Annotated in this window: 24 protein-coding genes; 11 read left to right on the top strand and 13 right to left on the bottom strand. The window is 63.9% G+C overall.

Features of this window, described 5'->3' with window-relative positions; all coding sequences use genetic code 11:
* Position 1: 1 nt before the first annotated feature.
* The 7 genes from G8E03_RS06065 to G8E03_RS06035 form a co-directional block, all read right to left on the bottom strand.
* Complete coding sequence (locus G8E03_RS06065; protein ID WP_166189770.1) at positions 2–1,180, bottom strand: MFS transporter; 1,179 nt, start codon at positions 1,178–1,180, stop codon at positions 2–4.
* Between the two features lie 105 nt (positions 1,181–1,285).
* A complete protein-coding gene (locus G8E03_RS06060) occupies positions 1,286–3,391 on the bottom strand; it encodes a molybdopterin-binding protein (RefSeq protein WP_166189768.1) in 2,106 nt (701 codons plus the stop codon).
* On the bottom strand, positions 3,388–3,906 hold the full coding sequence (mobB, locus tag G8E03_RS06055) for a molybdopterin-guanine dinucleotide biosynthesis protein B (RefSeq protein ID WP_166189766.1): 519 nt from the start codon (positions 3,904–3,906) through the stop codon (positions 3,388–3,390). Before mobB ends, G8E03_RS06060 begins: the two co-directional genes overlap by 4 nt.
* Positions 3,903–4,505: a molybdenum cofactor guanylyltransferase MobA gene (gene mobA, locus G8E03_RS06050; protein WP_166189763.1), complete on the bottom strand. Its 603-nt coding sequence runs from the start codon at positions 4,503–4,505 to the stop codon at positions 3,903–3,905. The genes mobB and mobA overlap by 4 nt, the downstream gene beginning before the upstream one ends.
* The gene (locus G8E03_RS06045; protein ID WP_166189761.1) at positions 4,502–5,275 is read right to left on the bottom strand and encodes a hypothetical protein; all 774 of its coding nucleotides are present in this window, start codon (positions 5,273–5,275) and stop codon (positions 4,502–4,504) included. Before G8E03_RS06045 ends, mobA begins: the two co-directional genes overlap by 4 nt.
* Entirely contained in the window at positions 5,262–6,149 is an 888-nt protein-coding gene (locus tag G8E03_RS06040) for a formate dehydrogenase accessory sulfurtransferase FdhD (RefSeq protein WP_166189759.1), read from the bottom strand. The genes G8E03_RS06045 and G8E03_RS06040 overlap by 14 nt, the downstream gene beginning before the upstream one ends.
* Positions 6,146–6,817 (bottom strand): esterase/lipase family protein, encoded by a 672-nt coding sequence (locus G8E03_RS06035; protein ID WP_205793282.1) that lies wholly within the window; start codon positions 6,815–6,817, stop codon positions 6,146–6,148. Before G8E03_RS06035 ends, G8E03_RS06040 begins: the two co-directional genes overlap by 4 nt.
* Before the next feature lie 142 nt (positions 6,818–6,959).
* On the opposite strand from G8E03_RS06035, the gene G8E03_RS06030 reads away from it, so the two are divergent.
* Positions 6,960–7,691 (top strand): AzlC family ABC transporter permease, encoded by a 732-nt coding sequence (locus G8E03_RS06030; RefSeq protein ID WP_166189755.1) that lies wholly within the window; start codon positions 6,960–6,962, stop codon positions 7,689–7,691.
* Positions 7,691–8,011: an AzlD domain-containing protein gene (locus tag G8E03_RS06025; RefSeq protein ID WP_185803657.1), complete on the top strand. Its 321-nt coding sequence runs from the start codon at positions 7,691–7,693 to the stop codon at positions 8,009–8,011. The genes G8E03_RS06030 and G8E03_RS06025 overlap by 1 nt, the downstream gene beginning before the upstream one ends.
* Here G8E03_RS06025 and G8E03_RS06020 read toward each other — a convergent pair.
* Positions 7,987–8,472: an Lrp/AsnC family transcriptional regulator gene (locus G8E03_RS06020; protein WP_166189750.1), complete on the bottom strand. Its 486-nt coding sequence runs from the start codon at positions 8,470–8,472 to the stop codon at positions 7,987–7,989. The two genes, G8E03_RS06025 and G8E03_RS06020, sit on opposite strands and share 25 nt — an antisense overlap.
* A gap of 137 nt (positions 8,473–8,609) precedes the next feature.
* Here G8E03_RS06020 and ald point away from each other — a divergent pair, with 137 nt between their 5' ends.
* Positions 8,610–9,716, top strand: a complete 1,107-nt coding sequence (gene ald / locus G8E03_RS06015; protein WP_166189748.1) for an alanine dehydrogenase — start codon at positions 8,610–8,612, stop codon at positions 9,714–9,716.
* Between the two features lie 88 nt (positions 9,717–9,804).
* Here ald and mscL read toward each other — a convergent pair whose 3' ends face one another.
* On the bottom strand, positions 9,805–10,248 hold the full coding sequence (gene mscL, locus G8E03_RS06010; RefSeq protein ID WP_205793355.1) for a large conductance mechanosensitive channel protein MscL: 444 nt from the start codon (positions 10,246–10,248) through the stop codon (positions 9,805–9,807).
* 139 nt (positions 10,249–10,387) lie between these two features.
* On the opposite strand from mscL, the gene G8E03_RS06005 reads away from it, so the two are divergent.
* Entirely contained in the window at positions 10,388–11,089 is a 702-nt protein-coding gene (locus G8E03_RS06005; protein WP_166189744.1) for a glutathione S-transferase N-terminal domain-containing protein, read from the top strand.
* A 2-nt stretch (positions 11,090–11,091) separates the two neighbouring features.
* Here G8E03_RS06005 and G8E03_RS06000 read toward each other — a convergent pair whose 3' ends face one another.
* Together G8E03_RS06000 and G8E03_RS05995 are read right to left on the bottom strand one after the other, a co-directional pair.
* Entirely contained in the window at positions 11,092–11,541 is a 450-nt protein-coding gene (locus G8E03_RS06000; RefSeq protein ID WP_166189742.1) for a YtoQ family protein, read from the bottom strand.
* A gap of 69 nt (positions 11,542–11,610) precedes the next feature.
* Entirely contained in the window at positions 11,611–15,225 is a 3,615-nt protein-coding gene (locus tag G8E03_RS05995) for a hydantoinase B/oxoprolinase family protein (protein WP_166189741.1), read from the bottom strand.
* A gap of 66 nt (positions 15,226–15,291) precedes the next feature.
* Here G8E03_RS05995 and G8E03_RS05990 point away from each other — a divergent pair, with 66 nt between their 5' ends.
* From G8E03_RS05990 to G8E03_RS05960, 7 genes are all read left to right on the top strand, one after another.
* On the top strand, positions 15,292–15,777 hold the full coding sequence (locus G8E03_RS05990) for a GNAT family N-acetyltransferase (RefSeq protein ID WP_166189739.1): 486 nt from the start codon (positions 15,292–15,294) through the stop codon (positions 15,775–15,777).
* 171 nt (positions 15,778–15,948) lie between these two features.
* Positions 15,949–16,776, top strand: a complete 828-nt coding sequence (locus G8E03_RS05985; protein WP_166189736.1) for a PhzF family phenazine biosynthesis protein — start codon at positions 15,949–15,951, stop codon at positions 16,774–16,776.
* Between the two features lie 46 nt (positions 16,777–16,822).
* Complete coding sequence (locus tag G8E03_RS05980; protein WP_166189734.1) at positions 16,823–17,509, top strand: molecular chaperone DjiA; 687 nt, start codon at positions 16,823–16,825, stop codon at positions 17,507–17,509.
* Between the two features lie 140 nt (positions 17,510–17,649).
* On the top strand, positions 17,650–18,084 hold the full coding sequence (locus G8E03_RS05975) for an OmpA family protein (protein ID WP_166189732.1): 435 nt from the start codon (positions 17,650–17,652) through the stop codon (positions 18,082–18,084).
* A gap of 230 nt (positions 18,085–18,314) precedes the next feature.
* Positions 18,315–18,848, top strand: coding sequence for an OmpA family protein (locus G8E03_RS05970; protein WP_205793279.1), 534 nt, complete (start codon positions 18,315–18,317; stop codon positions 18,846–18,848).
* Positions 18,849–19,096: 248 nt separating this feature from the next.
* Positions 19,097–20,860, top strand: coding sequence for a M3 family oligoendopeptidase (locus tag G8E03_RS05965; RefSeq protein WP_166193922.1), 1,764 nt, complete (start codon positions 19,097–19,099; stop codon positions 20,858–20,860).
* A 72-nt stretch (positions 20,861–20,932) separates the two neighbouring features.
* Complete coding sequence (locus G8E03_RS05960; RefSeq protein WP_166189727.1) at positions 20,933–22,105, top strand: dipeptidase; 1,173 nt, start codon at positions 20,933–20,935, stop codon at positions 22,103–22,105.
* Positions 22,106–22,267: 162 nt separating this feature from the next.
* Here the strand turns inward: G8E03_RS05960 and G8E03_RS05955 are convergent, their stop codons facing one another.
* Positions 22,268–23,938, bottom strand: coding sequence for a chloride channel protein (locus tag G8E03_RS05955; protein WP_430693241.1), 1,671 nt, complete (start codon positions 23,936–23,938; stop codon positions 22,268–22,270).
* A gap of 227 nt (positions 23,939–24,165) precedes the next feature.
* On the bottom strand, positions 24,166–24,510 hold the full coding sequence (locus G8E03_RS05950; RefSeq protein ID WP_166189724.1) for a DUF427 domain-containing protein: 345 nt from the start codon (positions 24,508–24,510) through the stop codon (positions 24,166–24,168).
* Between the last annotated feature and the right edge of the window lie 13 nt (positions 24,511–24,523).

Raw genomic sequence — 24,523 nt, 5'->3', positions numbered from 1 at the left:
CTCACTCCAGCGTCTGCTCACCGCTCCAGATACGGCGCAGCCACAGCGCGAAAACCAGTCCTGTCAGCGACATCGCCAACGCCACCCCGTAGGTTGCCCCCCCCGCATAGGGATAAACCAGCGCCGCGATGGCCATCGCAATGGCGAACAGAACACCACCGATAACGGAGGAAAACATGCCCTGAGCCGAGGCGGCCAATCGCTCCGGCACCGCCGCCCCTATGAACGCGATCCCCCCCAGATGCCCCGCCGCGAAGGTCAGCGCATGCAATGATTGCGTCACCCACAGCGCCATGCCGGTCGGATCGGTCATCATGATTCCCCACCGCACGATGCCGGCACATGCACTGATAGCGATAGCTCCCACCGCGCCGAAACGGGCGATCAGCCAGGTGCCGGCGAACAGCATCAACGCCGTCTCGACTGCGACGCCAAAGGCCCAAAGCTGACCGATCACGGCCTCATCCACCCCCAGCGCCCGCCAGTGCAGCGAACCATAGACATAAAGCACCGCATGGCTGGACTGCGCGAACCCGATCGCCGCGAGGAAAACCAGAAACCGTTTCTCGCTCAGCAAGCGTCCCAGATCGCTCAGCCGTGGCGGCGTGGACTGGCATACCTTGCCTCCGCCGGGATGAGTCGCGCCGAACCAGATCGTCAGGGCCAGACTCGCCACAATCCACCATTGCGCGACCCCGATGCCAAATCGCCCGACCAGCCAGCCGACGCCAAGGCTGGCAACCAGAAAGGCAAACGACCCCAAGGACCGGGCCGGCGCATAGGCGAATCCTGCCGTGCGCGCCGCCGCCCCGCCCAGCGCATCGGCAATCGGGATCATCCCCGCGAAGACAATGCCGCTGCACAACGTGGCCAGCAACAGCACCGCCTTGTCAGCGAGCAAGCCATGCACCGCGAAGATCAGGGCACCGAACGCCGCGACAACGGCCAGAACCAGCCTGCGGTTGTCGATCCGATCCGCCAGCGCGGGCACCGTCAAACCGGCCACAACGCGAATGACCATGCCGGCGGCGGTGAAGGTGCCGATCTCCGCCTCGCTCAATCCCCAGTCCGACAGCCATAGCGGCCAGAACGGCAGGTGCGCGCCCAGAGCGGCGAAAATCGCGGCATAGGTCAGCGCCGTGCGGATACCCGCAGGTTGCAGCACAGGATTTCGAAGCATGGGAGGCCCCTTTCAACCATCCCTTAGCAGCCGGATTGGCACCCGGAAACCCTTTCACTTTCCGTAAATATCCGCGCCGCAGGCAACCGTGCCGGTCTCACCACCTCAAATCCCGAACGACGACCATGCGTGATAGGTCACGGGCGTGCCCGGGCTGATATCGAACGCACCGTCAGGCAATTCACACAGCCCCTCGGCCCAGCTCAACCCGGCGATCCGGCCTGATCCCTCCGAAGGGTACACCTCGACCCGACCCTCGCGCACCCTCGCGCGCAGGAACTCGCGCCGCCCGGCCTTCTTGCGCTTGGTGAACGCAGCTGGCAGCGTCGTGCCCGTCAATACAGGCCAGTCCGCGCCCGCCAGTGTCAGCAGTGCCGGACGGACGAAGATCACGGCGCAGACCAGCGCGGCAACCGGATTGCCCGGCAGGCCGAAAACCGGAACGCCCCCCCACACTCCCAGCGCCAGCGGACGCCCGGGCTTTATCGCGATCCGCCACGTTTGCAGGGCATTCGCCGCGCGCAAGGTTGCCGAAACATGATCTTCATCCCCGGCGGAGGCACCACCTGTGGTCAAGACCGCATCGGCCTGCGCGGCACCGGCATCCAGCGCCGCCCGCACGTCTTCGCGGCAATCGCCCGCGATGCCCAGATCGACGGCTTCCATGTTCCAGCGTTGCAAAAGATCAATCAGCATGGGGCGGTTGGCATCTGGCAGGGTCGCATCGCCGGGCTGCCAGCGATCCGACAACTCGTCCCCGGTCGACAGAACGGCGACCCGCAATTTGCGCCGCACCGCGACCTGCCCCGGTCCACCCGCCGCCAGCAGGGCCAGATCAGGCGCACGCAGCCTGTGCCCCGCAGGCAGAAGGACGCTGCCCTGCGCGAAATCCTCCGCGCTTTGGCGCACATTGGCACCGGGACGCAGCCCGCTTTCGAACGAGATGGTGTTGCCGGTGCGGCTGGTGTCTTCCTCCATGATGACGGTATCGCATGCTTCGGGAACGGCCGCGCCCGTCAGGATCCGCAGCGCGCTATCGGGCGGGACCACACCGGCGAACGGCACCCCGGCTGCAGCGCGCCCTGGGGTGAGCGGCAGCGTGATCGTCGCGTCCCCTTCCGCCGCGCGCCATGCGAAGGCATAGCCGTCCACAGCCGCGTTCGCCACCGACGGGTTGGAGCGGCGGGCAACGGCATCCTGCGCCAGAACACGCCCGCCCGCACTGCGCAACGCAACCGTTTCCGTGCCGACCACGGTTGTAAGGCTCCCCCGCAACCGTTCGAGCGCGGTGGCGACAGGCGTCCAGTGGACCCCCGGCGGCAAGGCGAAGCAATCGTTGCGCAAACGCGGCGCGGTGCCCGTGACCGGAACGCCGAGGATCCAGCCTTCCTCCTGCGTGATCACGTCACCCAGCGCGCGAATGTCCATCAGTTCCGCCAGAACGCCTATCCGGCCCAGTCCGGCTAGATGTGCCGCCGTGACCCGCACCTGCGCACGGTCGGGGATTTCATCGCTTTCCCCTGAGGCGGCGATCTGCTCACGGAACAGACCGGGATAAATCTCGGCCAGCACCACGTCGCCATCGGGCACGGCGCCGTCCGTGTCGAACGGCCAGACCTGCGCCCCGATAGCCTTGCGCAAAGCGTGCAGCCGCGCGACACCCAGCAGGGATTGCGATCCGACACTGCCTGCCCCGGCAAGCTGCCAGACCGGTTTCGTGCCTTTGGCCCGTCGCTCGACCATCCGGCGTTCGGGCAGCCCGTGGTCTGTGCGCGTGTCGGCATAGGGAATTGCGGCCCAGCGGTCGCGATGCGATTTTGCCCAGAACGGACCCCCGTGGGACAGTCCGGCGTTCAGAGCTTCGGCCACGTCATAGCGGTTGTTGGCATTGTCGGCGGCGTCCACGATCCGGGCTGCCAGATGATCCCAGACGGCCAGCGCGCGCGCCTGTCCCGTGACCGCCGCGGCGAAGCCCTGTGGCCAGCCAAACGCGAAATCGAAGCCGATCAGCACCCTGCGCCCGGCCGCGCGGTCCCGTTCCACCATCCGCAGCAACTGCGCCATCGCCTCGGCCCGTGTGCGACAGTAGAGCGGAGCCTCATCCACGCCATCGCACGTGCGACCGATCCAGATAGCATCCCGGCAAGGCCCGGCAAGGGACGGGGTGGAGCGTGCCGACCAGTCTACCGCCACGACGCTGTCGAACATCATGATGCCCCGCCTTCCTCCTTGTGCAGACCGACTTCGCGCAGGATGAACGCGGCAATGGCCCGTGTGTCGTTCAGATCGAGCACGGGAACAGCCAGATCCTTCGGGGCGCTGTCACTTGCCACCGCGCGGATCGTGTCGTCATCCGGCGCGATCAGCGGTTGGCCGGTGGCGTTGCGATGCGCCTCAATCTTGGGATGACGGTCGCGCTTGTACCCCTCGATCAGGACCAGATCGACCGGGCTCAGACGGTGCAGCAATTCATCCAGCGCAGGCTCAGGCTCGCCGCGCAGCTCGTGCATCAGGGCCCAGCGATTGCGCGACGCCAACAATACCTGCCGTGCGCCGGCCATGCGGTGACGAAAACTGTCCTTTCCGGGGTGATCCACGTCAAAGGAATGGTGCGCGTGCTTGACGGTCGAGACGGAATATCCCCGCGCGGTGATATCATCCACCAGACGTTCCATCAGTGTCGTCTTGCCGGAGTTTTTCCAGCCCGTGATACCGTAAAGCCTCATCCGATGCGTCGCCTTGCCTGTTGCAGATCGTCGGGGGTGTTGACGTTGAAGAACGGGTCGTCGCCCGCGAACACCACACGCGCGCAGCCGTGGCGGTCGGTCCACGCGACCACCTTACGCGTGCCATCGCTCAATGCGCGGCGCAAATCGTCGCGCAGACCGACGGACCACAGGCCGAAGGTCGGGTGCCGGTCGAAGCCACCGCCCGAACGCTCTGTTTCGGCGCGGGCCAGCAATTTGCCCTCGGACGCCATGCCGGCCCACAGATCGGCGACCAACCCGGAGGGGAAGAACGGCGTATCCGCTGCCGCCGTCGCGATCAGATCGAACCCTTGCGCGGCTGCCCAGTCCATACCGGCCAGAACTCCGGCCAGGGGGCCTGCGCGGGTGTCATCAGCATCAGCCACCACCGGCAGGCCGAACGGCGCGAAGCGTCGCGGGTCCCCATTGGCGTTCAGGGCCAGCACCGTGACCTGAGGCGACAAGCGATCGACCACATGCGCCAGCAAGGGTTTCCCCCCCAGATCGAGCAGTCCCTTGTCACCGCCCCCCATCCGGGTGGCGCGCCCCCCGGCCAGAATGATCCCCGCGACGTTCATGCCTGCACCTCACATTCACGCGCGCGCAGGATGTCAGCCTCATCCTGCTCGACCTCGCTCATCATGATGCGTGACCAAACGGAGGGTCGTCGGTCGAAGATGCATTCCGCCACCCGCCGCTCGATCTGCCGGCGCGCCTCGAACCGGGTGAGCAGGTCCGTCTCGAACCGCCGGGCGCCGGTTCTGATCTTGTCCACATCCAGCCGCAGCCACCGCATCGGGTCCGTCACGGCCTCGGGCGGGCAGCTCAGATGGCTGGAGGCGAAGGCATGTTGCGTCGCGCGCGACAGGAAGCGGTCGTGCACCAGCGTGATACACCCGTCGATCCGCGCGAACTTGCTGGCGAAATCGCCGATGAACGAGGCGGAAAGCTCCGCCCGCAGTCCCTCCGCCGCATCGAACCCGTCCAGAGTGGCGAGGATCTGCGGCAGCTGCGTGTTCCATCGTTGATAGATCGCATCGTAGAGGATTTTGCGCTCCAACACCTCGTGCATGACCTGCCGTTGCAGCGCGGAGCGCAGCAGATCTGTCATCGCCGCCCGTTCGAACATCAGGGTCGTGATGCGGTTCGCGTGCGATGCATCATCCTGCCAGCGCGTAGCGATCTGGACCAGGCTGTCATCATAGCTGCGGCGGGCGTCGGCGTTGCGCTGGATGCTCTGGTTGATGAACGAACCGATAATACTGGTCAGGACGAACACCACGAAGGTCAGAAACAGCGGATGGGCCAGCCATGCCGCGAGGCCTGCGGGGTCGTTATCCTCGCTCATGACGTGCCCTTTCCTGCGGATTTGCCCCTGTGGATTTGCGCGGCTCGTCGGCCACATGGGCGGGGTTTGCGTCGCGGATCAGACGATCCTCACCCGCCAAGCAGACGAACCGCCTGCCCCGCATCCGCCCGATCAGCGTCAGCCCGACCTGACGCGCGATTTCCACCCCCCAGGCGGTGAAGCCGGAGCGGCTGACCAGCACCGGAATCCCCATCAGCGCCGTCTTTATGACCATCTCGGATGTCAGACGTCCCGTGGTGTAGAGGATCTTGTCCGACGGGTCGGCGTCCTGCATCCGCATCCAGCCCGCGATCTTGTCCACCGCGTTGTGGCGGCCGACATCCTCCATGTAGACCAGCGCCCGATCCTGTCGGCACAGCACAGTGCCGTGGATCGCGCCCGCCTCCAGATACAGGCTGGGCGTCGTGTTGATGCGATGGGCGAGCGTGTAGAGCCAGCTTGTGCGCAGTTCGGCCACCGGCAGGCGCACGCCCTCCAGCCCCTCCATCATGTCGCCAAAGACTGTGCCGACCGCGCAGCCGGAGGTCCGGGTCTTGCGCTTGAGCTTGTCCTCGTAATCCGTGGCGCGGGCGGTACGGACAACGACGGTTTCCACCTCCTCGTCAAAATCGACGGCGGTGATCCGGTCGTCGGGCAGCAGCATCCCCTGATTGGACAGATATCCCACGGCCAGCCAGCGCGGGTGATCCCCGATGGTCATTGCCGTCACGATCTCCTGCGAATTGAGATAGATCGTCAGGGGCCGCTCCTCGACCACGCGCAGATCGACCTCCCGCCCCTCATGGTCGCGCCCGCTGAGCGCGCGCGTCAGCGTCAGATCGTCGGGGGATGGGCCGATCAGATAGTCGCTCATGCCGATTTCTCCGTATCGAAGCGTCCGTCGCGCAGGAACGCGGCCGTCTGCCGCGCCGCGCCCATCGACAGGGGCAGCATGCCGTGCACCGTCCGCGTGATCAGCGCATCCGCATGATCTATGCCCAGTGCGGAACTGACCGGAACCATGCCGTCCGACGGCTCCGCCAGCCCCCAGAAACCGCTTACCGGGCCGATCGGCGCGGATCCCGCAATGATGCCCAGATCCCGCGCGACCTCCGGCGGCAGATGATCCAGCCCCATATCGGCTGCGGCCAGCCGTTCCAGCGCCGGACCCATCAAATCCGCGACCAGGCGATAATCGCGAAAGAACGTGGCCATGGGCGAGCCCAGATTCGGCGGTCCCAACTGCACCACCCGTCCGATGCGGTCGGGCTGCGCGATCTTGATCCGCAGCGCCAGCACCCCACCCAGTGAATGCCCCACCAGATCGCAAGATCCCGGCGACAGCGCGTCCAGTTGCTGGACCAGATCGGCCTGTGCCTCAGCCGGAACGACATGGCGTGAGCGATAATGCATCAGGAACGTGCGAAAGCCCGCTGCCTCCAACCGATTTGCCATCAGCGTCATCGAGCCCGGACCACGGCCCAGCCCGTGGATCAGACCCACCGCGCGACGATCGTCCGAATTCTGTGCCAAATCACTCATCGTTCGAGATAGGAACTTTTGCGCGATCATGTCCACACCGATACGCTCCCATCAGATTGCAGATCGTTACGGACACAATTCCCGTCTTGGCCTCACCGCCCGGATCGCCAATAGTCCGCCCGATCCGAAAAGGGGCGTTTCTATGGGCGAGATATCTTCTATCCCAGCCGACACCTCGGCATGGTTCTGGCGCGGCGTGCGCGACGGCGCACCCTTCACGCTGGTCATTGCGCCGTTCGCGCTGCTGTTCGGCGTTGTCGCGACCGAGGCCGGGCTGCCGCTGCTGGAAACCATGGTGATGACCGTACTGGTGATCGCGGGCGCGTCGCAATTTACCGCCGTGACGTTGATGCTGGACAACGCCCCGCTGTTCATCGTCATCCTCACGGCGCTGGCAGTCAATTTGCGCATGGCGCTGTATTCCGCATCGCTGAGCACGCATCTGAATTCATTGCCTCTTTGGAAGAAAGCTTTCGTCGCCTATTTCCTGGTCGATCAGGCCTATGCCGCGTCGGTGGCGCAATACGAGACGGAGCCAAACGCCCCGGTCCGGTCCAAATTCGCCTATTTCATGGGAGTCGTGACGCCGATCGCGCCCCTGTGGTACGGTTGCACATGGATCGGCGCGGTGGCGGGGAGCGCAATACCGCAGGAATATGCGCTGGATTTCGCGGTACCGATCACATTCATCGCACTGATCGCGCCGATGTTGCGCACCATTCCGCATGTGATGACGGCTATCGTCTCCATCGTGGCAGCGCTGGCGCTGGTCTGGGTGCCCTATTCGCTGGGCCTGATCATTGCGGCGGCACTGGCGATGGCCGCGGGGGCCGCGACGGAAATCGCGCTCGAACGCCGGGGAGGGGACTCGTGATGGACATGCGAGATATCTGGATCGTCATCATAGCACTGGGAATCGGCACATTCGCGATCCGCTTCTCGTTTCTGGGCCTGATGACGGGCCGGCGCTTTCCTGACTGGACCATGCGCCTGCTGCGCTACGTCCCGGTGGCTGTCATGCCGGGACTGGTGGCCCCCTTGGTGGTCTGGCCCGCCGCGACAGATGGCGACTTCGACCCGGCCCGCATCGGCGCGGCACTAGTGGCGCTGCTCATCGGTGCGGGGACGCGAAACACGTTGGGCGCGATCTTCGGCGGTCTGGCGACGCTCTATCTATTGTTGTGGCTTCTGTAAGCAGGCACCGGCAGCTCCCTGCCCGCGCGCACCGTGCGCAGGGCAAAGCTGGACTGCATCTGGACCACTCCGGGCAGGCGGGACAGATGCTCACGGTGAATGCGGGCGAAATCATCGCTGTCCGCAGCCATCACCTTGGCCAGATAATCCGCTGATCCCGCCATCAGATGGCATTCCACCACGTCCGGAACCAACAGGATCGCAGCCTCGAACAGGTCGAGCACCGCCTGACTTTGCCCGTTCAAGGTGAACTCCACATAGACGACTGTGCGCCGCATGATCGCCACCGGGTCCAGCCGGGCGCCATAGCCTGCAATCACGCCGCCTGCCTCCAGCCGCCGCACCCGGCGATGACAGGCGGAGGCCGAGAGATTCGCAGCCTCGGCCAGCGTCGCGTTCGACTGTCGCGCATCGCGCTGCAGCAGGGTCAGCAACTTCAAGTCCTGCGCATCCAAGTCCACTGTCGGAAAATCCTCCCGCAATACGACGGAACCACGCCTGAAATCGGTCACATTCTGGCGAAGTACCACACATCTTCGCAAGCACTTTGCACGCAAGTTCAAGCATGATGCACGTTATAAATTCAACGGAGGTTTCTATGCATATCGGTTGCCCTACTGAAATCAAAGTTCGTGAATACCGCGTCGGCCTGACGCCCGCCGCCGTCCATTCCCTGACCGAGCGCGGTCATTCGGTCACCATCCAGGCGGGTGCCGGTCTGGGTGCAGGTTTCTCCGACGCCGACTATATCGCCGCCGGGGCGCAGATCGGGGATGTCGATGCGGTCTTTGCCGCCGACATGATCGTAAAGGTCAAGGAGCTCCAGGCGGATGAACGCGCCCGCCTGCGCAAGGGGCAGACCCTGTTTACCTATCTGCACCTCGCCCCCGATACGCCGCAGACGCAGGACCTGCTCGCGTCCGGTGCCACCTGTATCGCGTATGAGACTGTGACCGACCGCAACGGCGGCCTGCCCCTGCTGGCCCCGATGTCCGAAGTCGCCGGTCGTCTGGCCCCGCAAGTCGGTGCGTGGTCCCTGCAAAAGGCCAATGGCGGGCGCGGCGTCTTGATGGGCGGCGTACCGGGAGTCGGCCCGGCGGACGTTGTCGTCATCGGCGGTGGCGTCGTGGGCACCCACGCGGCGCGGATCGCGGCGGGCATGGGCGCGCGCGTCACGGTGCTGGATCTCTCCCTTCCCCGTCTGCGGCAGTTGGACGACCAGTTCGGCGGCGTCTTTGGCACCCGCTATGCCAGCCCTGCCAATATCGCGGAACTCGTCACGCAGGCCGACATGATCGTCGGGGCAGTCCTGATCCCCGGTGCGGCGGCGCCCAAGCTGCTCACCCGTGCCGATCTGTCCACGCTAAAGCCAGGGGCGGTTCTGGTCGATGTGGCCATAGATCAGGGCGGATGTTTCGAGACGTCGAAGGCCACGACCCACGACGATCCGATCTACGAGGTGGACGGCATCGTGCATTACTGCGTCGCCAACATGCCCGGCGCGGTCGCGCGCACGTCCACCATCGCGCTTGGCAATGCGACGATGCCCTTCGTTCTGGCCCTGGCCGACAAGGGCTGGAAAGCGGCCTGCGCCGCTGACCCTCACCTTGCAGCCGGTCTGAACGTCCATGAAGGCACCCTTACGAATGAGGCTGTGGCCACGGCACAGAACCTCGACTGGGTCGCGCCCGAGACCTTGCTGTAAGCGAAACGACAAAGGGCCGGAGGTTCGCCCCCGGCCCATTCTCCTTCCAGAAATATCCCCGCCGGAGGCTCCCCGGCGTGCAGCAGGCTCAGACCTGCGTGGTGCCGCGCGCCATCAGGTCGCGGATTTCGATCAGCAACTGCTCCTGCGTCGGGCCCACGGGTCCGGGCATCACTTCTTCCTCTTCCTTGGCCATGTTTTCCTTGACGCGGTTCACGCCCTTGACCAGCAGGAACACGACGAAGGCGATGATCAGGAAGTTGATGACGGCGTTGATGAACGAGCCATAGGCGAAGACGGCGGCACCGGCCTCCTGCGCCTCGACCAGCGAAGCATATTCGGAGCCGTCCAGCACGACAAACAGGTTGGTGAAATCTATCCCGCCGGTGAACAATCCGACGAACGGGTTGATCAGGTCCTTCACCACGGATTGAACGATCGCGGTAAACGCGGCGCCGATGATGATGCCGACGGCCATGTCCATGACATTGCCCTTGGCGATAAACTTCTTGAATTCCTGCAGCATCCCCAGCATCCCTTCTGTGGCACGTATACGATCCCTATCCTGTAGGGGATCGGAGTGGGGGTCAAGAAACTTGCGATTCGCGCCCGTGGTTGGTTGCGCCCGGTTTCGCGCCTACCTTCGAGGGACAATCCCCAAGGAGATGACGATGACCAAACTGACAGACCATCCGATCACCAAGCTGCGTCCACCGGAATTTCCCGAGCGAATTCAACTCTATTCCTTCCCGACACCCAACGGGATCAAGGTCTCCGCCATGCTGGAGGAAACCGGCCTGCCCTACGAGGCACATACCATCAACATCATGCAGAACGACCAGATGACACCGGAGTTTCTGGCGCTCAACCCCAACAACAAGATCCCCGCAATCATCGACCCCTGCGGCCCGAGCGGCGACCCGGTCGAGATCTTCGAGACGGGTGCGATCATGATCTATCTGGCGGAAAAGTCGGGAAAATTCCTGCCGTCCGCGCCGCAGGCCAAGGCCGAAGTGCTCAGCTGGCTGATGTGGCAGATGGGCGGGCTCGGCCCGATGCTGGGGCAGTTCGGACATTTTCACAAGTTCGCTGCCGACAAGACGACCGACGATTATGCCAAGGATCGCTTCACGACGGAGGCGAAGCGGCTGCTGGGCGTTCTGGATGAGCATCTGCGCGCGAAGGATTTTGTCGCAGCCGGTCAGCATACGATAGCGGATATGGCGATCTGGCCATGGCTGAACGCGGTCAGCTTCTACGAGGGGGAGGAAGCCCTGAGCATGTCCGACTACGGCAATGTCGCGCGCTACCTGACCTTGCACGCCGGGCGTCCGGCGAGCAAGGCAGCGATGAACATCCCTCCGCGAGAGTGACCCTAGCCGGGCAGCGTTCCGGCGATGACGTAGCGCAGCATGTCCACGACCTGCTGCGGCGTTTCGCATACGGCATTCGCGGCTGCGTCCACTTCCTTCAGGGCGTGGGCGTGGTCGGAACCGTGCATGATTATCAATGACTTGCCCAGCGCCGCCGCGTACCCGGCATCGAAGGCGGCGTTCCATTGCTTGTACTTTTCGCCGAAGCGCACGACGACGATGTCGGCCTCCTCGATCCCCTTGCGAGTGCGGATCGCGTTCAGGCCAGCGCCCTTGCGATCATGCCAGAACTTGTCGGATTCTGCGCCCAGAATCGCGACGCCGCAATCGTCGGAGGCGGCATGATCCGTCACGGGCGCGGTGAAGCTGACCGGCAGGTCTGCCGCGCCCTGGGCGATTTCATCGCGCCAGTCGGTGTGGATCTCGCCTGAAAGGTAAACGCTCAGATGCATTGGAATAACTCCTGTTTTCATGGGCTGCGGCTGCCCTGTGGTTGGCAAATTTTCCGCTGCGGCCCCGGATCAGGCCTCGGGCGTGAAGCCGCCGCCCGACGGCGTGTCGAGCCAGTAGGTATCGCCGGGGGCCATTTCGGTGCGGTCGGCGGATTTCAGACGCTCCACCTCACCGTTCGCGCGCTGGATGCGGCTGGCGCCGACCTCGCCGGGACCGCCCCCCTCCAGCCCCGGTGGGGGAACGATGCGGTGGCCGGACAGGACGGCGAGGGTCATCTCCTCCAGAAAGCGAATCCGGCGTGTGGTGCCGTCGCCGCCGCGAAACTGCCCCGCCCCGCCTGAATCGCGGCGCAGGCTGAATTCATCGAGCACGACAGGGAACCGCCATTCCAGAACCTCGGGATCGGTCAGGCGTGAATTGGTCATGTGAGTGTGCACGCCGCCAGTGCCCGGATGCCCCGTCCCGTCGGTCAGGCGCCCCGCGCCGGAGCCACCGCAGATCGTTTCGTAATACTGGTAGGTTGCGTTGCCCCATGTGGTGTTGTTCATCGTGCTTTGCGCCGCCGCTTGCACGCCCAGCGCCAGCAGCAGGGCGGAGGTCACGGCCTGCGATGTCTCGACATTACCGGCGATAACCGCGGCGGGGTATCGGGGGCTGAGCATGGTGCCGCCGGGCAGGATCACCCTGAGCGGTTTCATCACCCCCTCGTTCATCGGAATGTCGTCATCCACCAGCAGACGGAAGACGTAGAGCACGGCGGCCATCGTTACCGGTTCGGGTGCGTTGTAATTCGTGGCAAGCTGCCCCGTGGTGCCGGTGAAATCCACGGTGGCGGACCGGGTGTCGCGGTCCACGGTGATCTTGACGCGCACCTCACGCGGGTTGCCGTCGAAGTCGGGATCCATCGGGTAGACATATTCGGCATCGTGAAGCGTCTGGATCGCACGGCGCACGCATTCCTCGGCGTTGTCCTGCACGTGGCCCATATAAGCGCGCACCACGTCGAGCCCGAACAGGTCGACCATGCGGCGCAGTTCCGCCGCCCCCTTGGCACAACTGGCCACCTGCGCCTTGAGGTCGGCAATATTGGTGTCTACGGCCCGCACGGGATGCTGTGCCGACAACAGCAGATCGCGGGTTTCCTGTTCGCGGAAATGGCCAGCATCCACCAGTTTCCAGTTGTCGATCAACGCGCCCTCGTCATGAATGGTGCGGCTGTCGGGCGGCATCGAACCGGGGGTCAGACCGCCGACATCGGTGTGGTGCCCACGGGCAGAGGTAAAGAACAGCAGTTCCCCCCCGTCCGAGAAGATCGGCTGCACCACTGTGATATCGGGCAGATGCGTGCCGCCATTATAGGGCGCGTTCAGGACGTAGACGTCGCCCTGCCCCATGTCGGGATTCTGGGCGATGATCGCCTTGACGCTGGCCCCCATCGAGCCGAGGTGCACCGGCATGTGCGGCGCGTTCGCGATCAGATCGCCCGCCGCATCGAACACCGCGCAGGAAAAATCCAGCCGCTCCTTGATCGTGACGGAGGCGGCGGTGTTTTCCAGCACCGCGCCCATCTGTTCGGCGATCGACATATAGAGGTTGTTGAACACCTCCAGCATTACGGGATCGGCGCGGGTGCCGATGGCGTGGGCATCCTCGCGCGCTGCGATCCGATGCAGGGTGACGTGGTCGTGTGCGGTGATGCGCGCCTGCCAGCCCGGCTCGATCGTGATGGAGGTGTGCGGCTCGACCAGCACGGCGGGGCCGGTCAGGGTGTCGCCGGGGCGCAGGACCTCACGCTTGACGAAGCGGGCGTCGTGCCAGCCGCTGACATAAATCGGAGCGATAAGCGCGGTGTCGTAACTCTCCTCCCGCGCGGCCATGTCCAGCGTAGGCTCTGACAGATCGCCCGCCTCGCCCACGGCCTCGACCGCGACGCTTTCGATGACCAGCGGTGCATCGGGCGATGCGAAACCGAACCGTTGCAGATGCGCGGTGTCAAAGGCCGTGCGCAGTTCGGAGAGTGACCCGAACGGGATCGGCAGGGAGGTGTCGGTGCCCTGCACCTTGAGGTTCAGGATACGGTCATAGTGCACGGAATTTGCGGGAACCCCCTGACCCATGACTTCATCCGCCGCCTGCGCCGACAGCGATTCGATGATATTCGCGGATTCCAGTCGGCTGCTATCGTCCAGCACCGCCTCCACCGCTTGCTGGCGCGCGGCGCGAATATCGGCCAGACCCATGCCATAGGCGCTGAGCAGCGAGGCAAACGGATGGATCAGACAGGTTTCCATGCCCAGCGTATCCGCGATGGCGCAGGCGTGCTGCGCCCCGGCCCCGCCAAACACGGTCAGGCAGTATTTCGACACCTCGTAGCCGCGCTGGACGGAGATTTTCTTGATGGCATTGGCCATGTTTTCAACCGCGATGCGCAGGAAACCATCGGCCAGTACCTCCGCGCTTTTGCCGGTCTGAATGACAAGCATATCGAAGGCAGCCTTGGTCGCGGCCACATCCAGCGGTTGGTCGGCATCGGGGCCGAAGATAGCCGGGAAGAATTCCGGTCGCAGCTTGCCCGTCATCACATTGGCATCGGTCACGGCCAGCGGTCCGCCGCGGCCATAGCAGGCCGGGCCGGGATCGGCGCCGGCGCTTTCAGGGCCCACACGCATCCGCTGACCGTCAAAGGTCAGCAGCGACCCGCCGCCCGCCGCGACGGTGTGAATGTTCATCATCGGGGCGGTGATGCGCACGCCCGCAACCTCGGTGTTGAGCACACGCTCGAAATCGCCCGCGAAATGGCAGACATCGGTGGAGGTGCCGCCCATGTCGAATCCCACGATCCGCTCGAACCCCGCGATCTGCGAGGTGCGCACCGCCCCCACAACGCCGCCCGCCGGGCCCGACAGGATCGCATCCTTGCCCTGAAACAACCGCGCATCGGTCAGCCCGCCCGAAGATTGCATGAACATCAGCTTGCCCGCCGGATCGCCGTCGAACGCATCCGCGACCCGGTCCACATAACGGCGCAGGATCGGGGACAGATAGGCGTCCACCACGGTGGTGTCGCCCCGGCTGACCATCTTCATCAGGGGGGAGACCTCGTGACTGACGGAGACCTGAGAGAAGCCGATCTGACGCGCGATCTCGGCGGCGCGTGCCTCATGCGCGGTGTGGCGGTAGCCGTGGACGAACACGATTGCCAGCGCGTCGAAGCCGTCGGCTCGCAAGCGGTTCAGGTCATCGCGAAGGCGATCGGCGTCCAGCGCCCGTTCCACCGTGCCATCGGCGCGCACACGCTCATGCGCCTCGACCACCTCATCATAGAGCATTTCGGGCAGCACGATATGGCGATCGAACAGGCGCGGACGGTGCTGGTAGGCCAATCGCAACTGATCCCCCAGCCCCTGCGTGATGACCAGCGCGGTGCGGTCGCCCTTGCGTTCCAGAAGCGCGTTGGTGGCGACGGTCGTGCCCATCTTGACCGACCCGACGCGGCTTAGCGGGATCAGCGCATCGGGGGCGAGGCCCAAGAACCGGCGGATCCCCGCAAGCGCCGCATCAGCGTATTGTTCGGGGTTTTCGGACAGCAGCTTGGCCGTGGACAGCCCCCCCTCGGGGTCGCGGGCGACGATATCCGTGAAGGTTCCACCGCGATCGATCCAGAAATCCCAGTTGCCGCTCATCTGATGCTCTATGCTCCACCCATGTTCAACCCCAGTCTTGGACCGGGAAAATCGGAAGGGCAAGCAATGCACGCTGCGGTACGCATGGCACAGAACGCGGACATTCCCGCGATCGAGACAATCTGGAACCGCGTGATCGCGCTGACGACCGCCACTTTCACATCCGAGGCAAAGGACCTGCGCCACTGGCTGACCGCGAAGGCCACCGCAGGGGAGCCGGTTCTGGTCCTCGATACCGACACCAACTGCACCGGGTTTGCCACCTACGGGACCTTTCGCGGCGGCACCGGCTACGCACATGTCGCGGAACATACCGTGATGCTGGCTGAGGGTGCCCAGCGCGGCGGTGGCGGGCGTGCCCTGATGCACGCGCTGTACGACCAGGCGATCCGGCACGGAAAAACCGCGATGATCGGTGGAATCAGCGGGGAGAATACCGCCGCGATCCGCTTTCATGCCGCCCTGGGCTTCACTGAAGTCGGGCGCATACCCGGGGCCGGGCGCAAGTTCGGGCGTGATCTGGAGCTGGTGCTGATGCATCGCAAACTTTGAGATCGCTGCGCGAAACCCCGTTCCAGGAAGGTCTGCGGCAAGAGGAAAGCATTGCCTCCGGCGGGGATATTTCAGGAAAGTGAAAGGCTTGATGGATGGCATCAAGGATTGGCGTTGGACCGGGTCGCCGCCGCGCCACATCGTGACGGGAGCCTGAACAGGAGAGATATCATGGATGTACAGCGGCTTGCGGCCTTCGCCGATGGGGATCTCGGCGGCAATCCGGCAGGTGTGGTGATCCGCGACAGCCTGCCGGATGTGGAGACCATGCAGGATGTGGCGCGCGAGGTCGGGTATTCCGAGACCGTCTTCGCCGCACCGGTCGGTGAACGTTGGTCCGTGCGATATTTCGCGCCCGTGGGGGAGGTGCCCTTTTGCGGTCACGCCACAGTGGCACTGGGGGCCGCGCTGGGGCAGGCCCATGGCGCGGGTGCTTTTCACCTGGATACCTTCGCCGCCGGCCCGGTCGAGGTTCGGGCCGAGGCGGAGGGCGATCACTGGCAGGCGGAGCTGACATCCCCGCCCGCGCATCACGACGCACCGCTGGCCGGAACGGTTGCCCGCGCGATGCTGCTTTTCGGGCTGACGGGGGGCGATCTGGATCCCACCCTGCGACCGACCTGCGCCCATGCAGGGGCCGATCACCTGATCATCAGCCTGCACGACCGCAGCCGCCTCGCGACGATGACCTATGACCTGTCCGAGGGGGCCGCCCTGATGCGTGAGGTCGGCCTGGTCACGATTTCCCTGATCCATGTGGCGCAGGATGGCATTGTGCATGCCCGCAACGCCTTCGCCTCGGGCGGTGTGATCGAGGACCCCGCGACCGGTGCCGCGGCGGCTGCACTGGCAGGCTGGTGGCGCGATGCGAATCTACGCCACGGCCGAATCGAAATCGCGCAAGGCCACGACATGGGTGTGCCCAGCAGGTTGTTCGCCACCGCCCTGCCGGGACAGGGCGCAGGCGTGCGTGTCGCCGGTCGCGTTCGTGTGATCTGATAAATCGACGCATGGTTCTCCTCCCGGATTCTGCTATGGTCGGCGCATGTCGATCTGGACCCGCATAGTTGAGGCGCTGTCAGCTCTTCGCGCAGGCGAAGGGCTGTCGGTCGTGTTCGACAGACTCGCCTCGAATCCGGAGCGCAGCGTCGGCTTCACCATCGCGGTCATCGCCCTGGGCGCCAAGATGGCGAAGGCGGATGGTCAAGTAACACGGGACGAGGTGACGGCCTTTCGCGAGGTCTTTCAGATCGCCCCCGAGGATGAGGCGAAGGCCGCGCGCATCTTCGACATGGCCCGCACCGATTCGGCAGGCTTCGAATCCTACGCCACCCAGATCGCCCGCATGTTGGCCTATGACGAAGCCGTGCGTCAGGATCTGCTGGAGGGGCTGTTTCATATCGCCGCCGCAGACGGGTTCTATCACCCGGCTGAGGATCGATTCCTGCACCGCGTGGCCGAGATCTTCGGAATTGACGAGCGGTGCTTTCGCGCGATTCGCGCCCGGCAGGTCCCCGATGCGGAACAGGACCCCTACGATGTGCTGGGCATCAGCCCCGACATGACAATGGACGAGATGCGGGCCCGCTGGCGTGCGCTGGTACGCGAGACCCATCCCGACAGCATGATCGCACGGGGTGTCCCCGAGGAAGCCGTTCAACTGGCAACCAAGCGAATGGTCGCGATCAATCGCGCATGGGATGAAATTCTGCACGAACGAACTGCGGCCTGAGGTCGAGTCGTTCCGTTTATCACGAAGAATTTGCCCCGAATGGGAACCAATGCAGCACCGGGTCGTTGGTCGGACACATCGACATATCCGCATTTTGCACGATCCTCCGCGATCTCGGCATTCGAAAAAGGGAAATTACCATGAAGACCTACGCAACTCTCCTCCTCGCTGGTTCCGCATTTGCTCTGGCTGCATGTGGCGGCAATGACGAAGTGGTCGTCGCAGAGCCAGTCGTCGAAGTCGTCGCGGAAGACTACACGGTGTATTTCGGGTTTGACCGCGCCGATCTGACGCCGGTCGGCGCAGAAACCGTCGTGGCCGCATCCAATGTCGCCAGCAGCACTGGTTCGTCCACGGTTTCCGTTGTGGGCCACACCGATACTGTCGGTTCCGTCGCCTACAACCAGGCACTGTCCGAAGCACGTGCAGCAACTGTCGTCGGCGCGATGGTTGGCAACGGTGTGAACCCTGCGATCATCACCGCTGCGGGCCGTTCCGAGCTGGATCTGGCCGTCCCGACAGCAGACGGCGTGCGCGAAGCACGTAACCGTCGTGTCGAAATCGGTGTAGAATAAGAGACTCTGCTGGCGGACCCGCGTTCGCCAGCATACTATTGTTGAGAGCGCGCTTCGTGCTGAATGTCATATTTGGTATAGGGCCGATGCTGAAATGCATCAGTCCGCAATAATCGGAGCCGCGTGATTGCGTGACGCTGTACTTAAATCAATTAATACCGCGTTCTAACCCGGATGGTCTGGTGCATTTGCTGGGCCGAAATCACCTCTAACAAAGAATGGAGAGAGGGATGAAAACTGCTTCCGTTATGATGATCGGCGCGGCTGCGTTCCTGGCAGCATGTGCAGGCGAGACCACTACTGTGGCTGTCGCACCGGCACCGGCACCCACCGTGGCGACCGACTACACGGTCTTTTTCGCGTTCGATCGCGCTGACCTGTCGGCGCTCGGCGCTGAGACCGTGTCCGCAGCCTCCGGCGCGGCTGAGGGCTCCACGTCCGTGTCCGTCGTGGGCCATACCGACACCGTCGGTTCCGTCGCCTACAACCAGGCACTGTCCGAAGCACGCGCGGCAACCGTCGTTGGCGCAATGGTCGGCAACGGTGTGAACCCCGCGATCATTACCGCTTCGGGTCGTTCCGAGCTGGACCTGGCCGTCCCCACCGCAGACGGCGTGCGCGAAGCACGTAACCGTCGCGTTGAGATCAGCGTCGATGGCGTTGCGGCACCTGTTCAGGAAGTCACCTATGACTGCGTGATCGTCGCTTCCGACGGCCTGTGCGAATCCGCCTCCACGAAGGAAGGCATCGTTCTGCACAACTGATTTCAGTGAAGGTTTGAACGCCTTCGATTTGAAATTTGAAAACGCCTCGGCATCACTGTCGGGGCGTTTTTGCGTTCGCACGCTCACCTGAATGATCAGGAAACTTTATCTGCGCATTGTCTCTTGCTTGGCATGGCTTACCTGAGGGTCAGCACATCCATTTCAAACCGGAGCATCCGATGAATTCGATCCGTCCCCTTCGCCCGCTGACCTGTCTGCAACCCGGTGAAGGTGGTGGCGGCGGTGACATGGCCGATCTGCCGGAATGGGATTTTTCCGCCCTGTATGCCGGACAGGACGACCCCAAGATCGCCAGCGACCTGAACTGGTTGGCCGAGGAGGCGAAAAGATTCCGCGCGGATTACGAGGGGCAACTGTCCGACAAGACCGCCATCGCCCTGGGCACCTGCATCCAGCGATATGAAGGGATGCAGTCGGTCATGGGCCGGATCATGTCCTTTGCCGGGTTGCGCTATTATCAGAACACCACGGATGCGAACCGTGCGAAGTTCATGTCAGACATGCAGGACAAGATCACCACGATCTCCTCCGATCTGGTGTTCTTCAGTCTGGAAATGAACCGGATCGAGGATGAGCGCTTCGATCTGCTGGTCAGTCAAGATGAGACGCTGACCCGCTACAAACCCGTTCTGGATCGGATGCGGGCGATGAAGCCCTATCAGTTGAGCGACGAGTTGGAGACGTTCCTCCACGATCAATCCGTCGTCGGGGCCGCCGCGTGGAATCGCCTGTTCGATGAAACGATGGCCGGGCTGGAATTCGACGTCGAGGGAGAAAAGCTGAGCCTTGAGGCAACGCTGAACCTGCTCAGCGATCCCGACCGCGCCCGGCGCGAAACCGCCACCCACGCTTTGATCGCCGTCTTCTGGCATCACTTGCCGCTGTTCTCCCGGATCACCAACACGCTTGCCAAAGACAAGGAGGTCGAGGATCGGTGGCGCAAACTGCCGACGCCGCAGGCCTCCCGCCACCTTGCGAACCATGTGGAGCCTGAAGTGGTCGAAGCGCTGCGCGACGCGGTTGTCGCGGCCTATCCCCGACTGTCGCATCGCTATTACGCGCTGAAGGCAAAGTGGCTGGGGCTGGAGACGATGCAGGTCTGGGACCGCAACGCGCCATTGCCGATTTCCGACGATCGCACCATCGGTTGGGAGGAAGCAAAGCAGACCGTGCTGGACGCCTATTCCGGCTTCGATCCGCGGCTGGCCGAATTGGCGGAGCCGTTCTTTACCAAGGGCTGGATCGACGCGCCGGTAAAACCGGGCAAGGCCCCGGGCGCCTTCGCCCATCCCACTGTCGTGGATGCCCATCCTTTCGTGATGTTGAACTATCTGGGCAAGCAGCGCGACGTCATGACCCTGGCACACGAACTGGGCCACGGCGTGCACCAGCGTTTGGCGGCGAAGCAGGGTGAGATGCTGTCCTCCACTCCGCTGACGCTGGCCGAAACAGCCAGTGTGTTCGGTGAGATGCTGACCTTCCGCAAATTGCTGGAGGGCAAGGAGGGCACCGCGCGCAAGGCGCTTCTGGCCTCCAAGGTAGAGGACATGATCAACACGGTCGTGCGCCAGATCGCCTTTTACGATTTCGAGTGCAAGCTGCACGCCGCCCGGCGCGAGGGCGAACTGACCCCCGACGACATCAACGCCATCTGGATGAGCGTTCAGGCCGAATCCCTGGGCCCGGTGTTCGAGTTCGTGGACGGGTACGAGACATTCTGGAGCTACGTCCCCCACTTCATCCACTCGCCCTTCTACGTCTATGCCTATGCCTTCGGTGACGGCTTGGTAAACGCGCTCTATGCTGTTTACGAAGACGGCGACGAGAATTTTCAGGAGAAATACTTCGCGATGCTGGAGGCAGGCGGCTCAAAGCACCACAAGGAATTGCTGGAGCCGTTCGGGCTGGATGCAAGCGATCCCAAGTTCTGGGACAAGGGCTTGAGCGTTATCGAGGGCCTGATCGACGAGTTGGAGGCGATGGAGGACTGACGCGACGATTGCGCTTGACCGCGCACGTTATGATTGAGCAATTTCAGGATCAAAATCGAGGGGGATCCTGAAATGCTGCGCAAGTTAGCCTACACCCTGCTCGCCCTCGCCCTATTGGCGGTGGCGGGCTTTTTCATCTTCGCACCGGGACTGACGGAAAACGCCCAGAACCGGGTTGCGGAGCATGAGGGATGGCCCGTCTCGGCCGAGGCGCAGCGCCTGCATGACAGCCTGACCATCGCGGACTGGCACGCCGACAGCCTGCTGTGGGACCGCGATTTGGCCGAGCGGTCCGAGCGTGGGCATGTCGATCTGCCGCGCCTGGCAGAGGGCAACGTGGCGGTTCAGGTCTTCACCACCGTGACGAAAAGCCCGGCGGGGCAAAACTACGAGGCGAACGCGACCGACGCGCGCGACAACATCACATTGCTGAGCTTCGGCCAGTTGCGTCCCGTTCGAACGTGGACCAGCCTGTTGGAGCGTGGTCTGGATCAGGCCAACCGGCTACAGGAAACGGCGGACGCGCATCCCGACATGCTGCGCTTCGTACGAACGGCAGCGGATCTGGATGCGGCACTGGCGGAACGGGGCGAGGGGCACCAGCCTATCGCAGGCATTCTGGGGGCTGAGGGTGCCCATGTTCTGGAGGGCGATCTGGCCAATCTGGACACGATCTACGATGTGGGATTCCGGCTCGTCGGTCTGATGCATTTCTTTGATAACGAATTGGGCGGATCGCTGCACGGCTCACGCGGGGCGGGCCTGACCGATTTCGGAGGCAGGGTCGTGGCGGGCCTGCAGGATCGTGGGATGATCGTCGATCTTGCCCATGCCTCGCCCCAGATGGCCGAGGACGTTCTGGACATCATGCGCCGCCCCGTCATCGTCAGCCATACCGGCATCTTCAGCCATTGCGAAACGGTGCGGAACTTCCCCGATGAGCTGATGCAGCGCATCGCGGACGAAGGCGGTCTGATCGGGATCGGGTTTTGGGAGGACGTGACCTGCGACGCTACCCCCGCCGGCATTGCCGCCGCGATCATGGCCGCGATCGAGGTCGTCGGCGTGGATCACGTCTCGCTCGGCTCCGATTATGACGGGGCGGTGGAAACGACGTTCGACGTGTCGGAGCTGGCCGCCGTAACCCATGCCTTGATCGAGGCCGGACTGTCGGACCAGGACATCGCGGCCGTCATGGGCGGAAACACGATCCGCTTCCTGCGCGCGAATCTGCCGCAGGGCTGAACGCTAACGGGTTTCGCGCGCGGATCATGTCGAGCGTGGCCGCAATCGCGCGGGAAACTTCAACGGACCGTGATGCGCGGTGCCGGTTGCCGCCACGTCGCAAGATCATCCAGCAAGACCGAGCATCCAGCGAGATCGGGCGCGCAAAACCTTGGCGCGCCCCTATGAATGTTCCTCCTCCGCAATCTGGGCCAATGCGCGGTTGTAGGCTTTCAACGCCTCGACGTGAAACACTGCGCCCAGCAGTTCTGGCGGGCTGTCGTCGCCGGTAGGTTGCACCACGGGGATCATGCCGCCGCTGATCTGGTCGAACATCGGCAGGGCGGATTCCAGCGTGTCACCGCGCGTGAGAAAGGCCCCCTGCTCCACCAGCGCCCAGCTTTGCGTGTCGGAGGCACCGTTTTCCGCCCCCCGCGGGCGCATGAGGGAGCCGACCGTGATGGTGCACAAAACATAGTCCTGCGGCCCGGCGGCGACATGCCGCCCGCTGCGTTCCAGTTGGGTGAGAAAGAAGGACCGGTCCACAAACTTCACCGCCACGGCGGAGGCCAGCGACACCGCCACCATCACCGCGATCCCGGCCTGCCAATCGCCCGTCATCTCGAACACGATCAGCGTGGTGGAGATCGGCGCCCCCAGCACCGCCGCCGCAACCGCCCCCATCCCCGCCAGCGCATAGAGCGCCTGCGACCCGGAGACTGACGGAAAGATGGAGGTCGCGATCCAGCCAAAGGCCAACCCCGTCAGCGCGCCCAGCATCAACGAGGGTGAGAAGACACCGCCCCCCATGCGCCCCGCCATGGTGATGGCGACGGCCACGACCTTGACCACGGCGAAAATGATCGCGGTCCACAACAGCAGATGGCCGTTGAGGGCTTTGGTCGTCGTCTCATACCCGACGCCGATGATATGGGGAAACTGCGTCGCGATCATACCCAGCAGCAGACCCGCGAATGCCGGGCGAAGCGGCAACCACAGATTCAGACGCTTCGCGATCCAGTCGCCTGCATCCTCGGCCAGAAAGATGGCGCGCATCATCACCACGGCCACCAGACCGCAGACCAGCCCCAGCACCATGAAGGCCGGAATCTCGACATAGAAGGCTAGGGTGCTGACCGGTTGCGTGAACTCAGGCACATTGCCCGACCACATGCGGCTGACCACCGTGGCGGATACGGAGGCCACCACGATCGGGGCAAAGGCGTGGATGGCAAAGTGGCGCAGGATCACCTCCAACGCGAAAAGAGCACCCGCAATCGGCGCGTTGAAACTGGCGCTGACCGCGCCCGCCACGGCGCAGCCCATCAGATCGCGTGCGGTGATATCGGGTGCACGCAGCCAGTTGGACACGGCAGAGGAAATCAGCGAGGCCAGATGAACCACCGGCCCCTCACGCCCGGTCGAGCCGCCGGTGGACAATGTGATCAGTGACGCGGCGGCGGAGGCAAGCCCGGCTTCCTGCTCTACCCGGCCGTGGCCCAGGGCCGCGCCCTCGATCGCATGGGCGACGGAGCGACCCCTCCCGTCAGGCGTGAACCGCCACAGGATCAGGCCGACAACAAAACCGCCGACGACCGGGATTCCCAGAACCCAATACCACGGCAAGGTGGACAGGTGGGAATGCAGCATTTCATCCGTTTCACCGTAAACGGTGCGTTGCAGCAGCGCGATACCTTCACGAAACCCGATGGCGGCCACACCGGCCAGCGCACCGATCACCAGCGCGATCAGCCAGAATTGAACCTGATCGGGACCGCGCGTGCGCATACGTCGCAACATGCCTGCCAGGCCATCGCGGTGGCGCGCAAAGTTCGCTTTGATGACGTCGCGCATCTGTCCTCCTGCCCTTCGGTCCTAGCACCGCAGGTGACAGGGTGGAAGATCGCAGATGATCCGCGCGCGCAAAAGAACGCGCGACGTGCCATGACCTGAAATGGAAAGAAGCGGGGCCGCACCGCCCGGTTCAGCCAGTATACCGAGCCAATTAGATCGGGCAGAACGAGAATCCCGCCGGGATCCGACAGGGCGGATGCCCCACAGGGGACGCCCGCCTTCGCCGTTCAGAACCGCTCGACAGTTACACGATCGGTGTGGAACGCGATGTGGCCGGCAATCTGCTCCACCCCTTCGTTCGGCTGGGGATAGGACCAGGCGACATCGACCAGCGTGCCGCTTTTCGTAACGATGGAAAAATACTCAGCCTCGCCCTTATGCGGGCAATGTGTCGTCTTGTCCGAAGGATCCAGAAAGGCCATCGCGATGTCTGCGCGGGGGAAATAGATCACGGCGGGATTGTCGCCCTCGATCAGTTGGAGTGCGTTGGCGCTCTCCGCGATGATTGCGCCGGCGGTGCGGACGGTCCAGGGTTCACTGGCCTCGACGATGGTAATGTGCTTTTCGACCATTGCGGTCTCCTCC

It is taken from the genome of Pontivivens nitratireducens (assembly GCF_011290545.1).
Classification (GTDB): domain Bacteria; phylum Pseudomonadota; class Alphaproteobacteria; order Rhodobacterales; family Rhodobacteraceae; genus Pontivivens; species Pontivivens nitratireducens.
This window is presented reverse-complemented; position numbering and strand designations above follow the sequence as displayed.

Coding starts and splice junctions, on each gene's coding strand:
- G8E03_RS06065 (WP_166189770.1), bottom strand. CDS start 1,180: ATGCTTCGAAATCCTGTGCTGCAACCTGCGGGTATCCGCACGGCGCTG.
- G8E03_RS06060 (WP_166189768.1), bottom strand. CDS start 3,391: ATGATGTTCGACAGCGTCGTGGCGGTAGACTGGTCGGCACGCTCCACC.
- mobB (WP_166189766.1), bottom strand. CDS start 3,906: ATGAGGCTTTACGGTATCACGGGCTGGAAAAACTCCGGCAAGACGACA.
- mobA (WP_166189763.1), bottom strand. CDS start 4,505: ATGAACGTCGCGGGGATCATTCTGGCCGGGGGGCGCGCCACCCGGATG.
- G8E03_RS06045 (WP_166189761.1), bottom strand. CDS start 5,275: ATGAGCGAGGATAACGACCCCGCAGGCCTCGCGGCATGGCTGGCCCAT.
- G8E03_RS06040 (WP_166189759.1), bottom strand. CDS start 6,149: ATGAGCGACTATCTGATCGGCCCATCCCCCGACGATCTGACGCTGACG.
- G8E03_RS06035 (WP_205793282.1), bottom strand. CDS start 6,817: ATGAGTGATTTGGCACAGAATTCGGACGATCGTCGCGCGGTGGGTCTG.
- G8E03_RS06030 (WP_166189755.1), top strand. CDS start 6,960: ATGGGCGAGATATCTTCTATCCCAGCCGACACCTCGGCATGGTTCTGG.
- G8E03_RS06025 (WP_185803657.1), top strand. CDS start 7,691: ATGGACATGCGAGATATCTGGATCGTCATCATAGCACTGGGAATCGGC.
- ald (WP_166189748.1), top strand. CDS start 8,610: ATGCATATCGGTTGCCCTACTGAAATCAAAGTTCGTGAATACCGCGTC.
- G8E03_RS06005 (WP_166189744.1), top strand. CDS start 10,388: ATGACCAAACTGACAGACCATCCGATCACCAAGCTGCGTCCACCGGAA.
- G8E03_RS06000 (WP_166189742.1), bottom strand. CDS start 11,541: ATGCATCTGAGCGTTTACCTTTCAGGCGAGATCCACACCGACTGGCGC.
- G8E03_RS05995 (WP_166189741.1), bottom strand. CDS start 15,225: ATGAGCGGCAACTGGGATTTCTGGATCGATCGCGGTGGAACCTTCACG.
- G8E03_RS05990 (WP_166189739.1), top strand. CDS start 15,292: ATGCACGCTGCGGTACGCATGGCACAGAACGCGGACATTCCCGCGATC.
- G8E03_RS05985 (WP_166189736.1), top strand. CDS start 15,949: ATGGATGTACAGCGGCTTGCGGCCTTCGCCGATGGGGATCTCGGCGGC.
- G8E03_RS05980 (WP_166189734.1), top strand. CDS start 16,823: ATGTCGATCTGGACCCGCATAGTTGAGGCGCTGTCAGCTCTTCGCGCA.
- G8E03_RS05975 (WP_166189732.1), top strand. CDS start 17,650: ATGAAGACCTACGCAACTCTCCTCCTCGCTGGTTCCGCATTTGCTCTG.
- G8E03_RS05970 (WP_205793279.1), top strand. CDS start 18,315: ATGAAAACTGCTTCCGTTATGATGATCGGCGCGGCTGCGTTCCTGGCA.
- G8E03_RS05965 (WP_166193922.1), top strand. CDS start 19,097: ATGGCCGATCTGCCGGAATGGGATTTTTCCGCCCTGTATGCCGGACAG.
- G8E03_RS05960 (WP_166189727.1), top strand. CDS start 20,933: ATGCTGCGCAAGTTAGCCTACACCCTGCTCGCCCTCGCCCTATTGGCG.
- G8E03_RS05955 (WP_430693241.1), bottom strand. CDS start 23,938: ATGCGCGACGTCATCAAAGCGAACTTTGCGCGCCACCGCGATGGCCTG.
- G8E03_RS05950 (WP_166189724.1), bottom strand. CDS start 24,510: ATGGTCGAAAAGCACATTACCATCGTCGAGGCCAGTGAACCCTGGACC.